The following is a 1,551-nucleotide window of genomic DNA, read 5'->3' on the forward strand; positions in this document are numbered from 1 at the left end:
TCCAGTTTGAGGCAATTCGCAAACTCATGGGCGGTGACCAACGTGCGCACCTATTGCCGCTGGGTATTGAGCAACTGCCTAAACTGGAAGCGTTTGATACCGTGTTCAGCATGGGTGTTCTCTACCACCGTCGTTCTCCACTTGACCATTTGATTCAACTAAAAGATCAGTTGGTTTCTGGTGGTGAGTTAGTATTGGAAACCTTGGTAATCGAAGGCGATGAAAACGCAGTACTTGTGCCGACCTCACGCTACGCTCAAATGCGCAATGTGTACTTCTTCCCGTCTGCGAAAGCACTAAAAGTGTGGCTAGAACTGGTTGGTTTTGAAGATGTTCATATTGTAGATGAGAACGTGACTTCAGTTGATGAGCAACGCACAACAGATTGGATGACACACAACTCTCTACCAGATTACTTAGATCCAAACGATCCAAGCAAAACAGTGGAAGGCTACCCGGCACCACGCCGCGCTGTGCTGGTAGCACGTAAGCCATAATTAACTGAGATTTCTGACATTGTCTTAACTCTTTCCTGCCATTAAGACATTACCCTCTCTTCTATTCTCATCAAGGGTGCACTTTGCATCCTTGATTATTAGCTTTTCATCACTATTCCTCACTCAATAAGAGATAGAGAAAGATTCTTACTTGTGAGCCTTTATCGATATAAGCTAAACTCTTAAAAAACAAACAACTTAATCCAATCCCAAGGTTTTCAATGTTAATACGATTGACTCCGGTTGTTGCCATCGCCTTATTATCTGGATGCACACTTACCAAAGGCGAACAGTACCACCAAGAAACGTTAGCCGCTATTCAAGCTTCAGAAGCGAATTTCAATAATCGCATAACTAACTTAGAGCTGCAGATCAGTAACCAATCAGATTACATCGACAGCCTTGAAGACCAAGTCGATAAGTTACAAGGTGATCTAAGCACCTTCCGCGAAGAGGCAATGGCAGAGGTTAAAAAACCGAAAGAGCCTATTATTGTCCAAGCGCCTGCCCCTATTGAACCAACGCCGACTCATGACATCGTTTTAGGTTCGATCGAAAAAGTGACCATCGACTCCATCAAACAAACGTTTGATGCTCGCGTCGATACAGGTGCGGCTACATCATCTTTGAATGCAGTTGATATTGAAGAATTCGAAAGAAACGGCAAAAACTGGGTTCGTTTCCATCTTGCTGATGCAACAAAGTCAGAAGAAGAGAAAAATACATGGATCGAAGCGCCTGTTCTTCGTTATGTGAAAATTCGTCAAGTAACAAGTGAAGAACTGGAGCGTCGCGCTGTGGTCGAACTTTGGGTGCGAGTTGGAAAAATTCATGAAAAAGCGCAATTTACGTTGGCGGATCGCTCCCACATGAACCATCCTGTTTTACTAGGTAGAGAATTTATGCGCGACATCGCATTGGTTGATGTGAGCCGTACATACATTCAAACGGACGAAGATAAAAAATAATAAGGTAGATTATGACGTCAAAAATACCGTTTTACCTTTCAATCATCTTGTTGGTGGTTGCGGGCATTGCTTTGAGTGTTTTCAGA

At 43.3% G+C, this 1,551-nt stretch carries 2 protein-coding genes; both read left to right on the forward strand.

What is annotated here, in order from left to right; genetic code table 11:
• Positions 1-497, forward strand: a 497-nt coding sequence (gene cmoB, locus R8269_RS24075; RefSeq protein WP_318058366.1) for a tRNA 5-methoxyuridine(34)/uridine 5-oxyacetic acid(34) synthase CmoB, incomplete at its 5' end; no start/stop codon positions are given.
• Between the two features lie 221 nt (positions 498-718).
• Positions 719-1,465 carry an ATP-dependent zinc protease gene (locus tag R8269_RS24080; RefSeq protein ID WP_005457212.1) on the forward strand — a complete coding sequence of 249 codons (747 nt, stop codon included), beginning with the start codon at positions 719-721 and terminating at the stop codon, positions 1,463-1,465.
• Positions 1,466-1,551 lie beyond the last annotated feature (86 nt).

The organism is Vibrio sp. Vb0667, assembly GCF_033391095.1.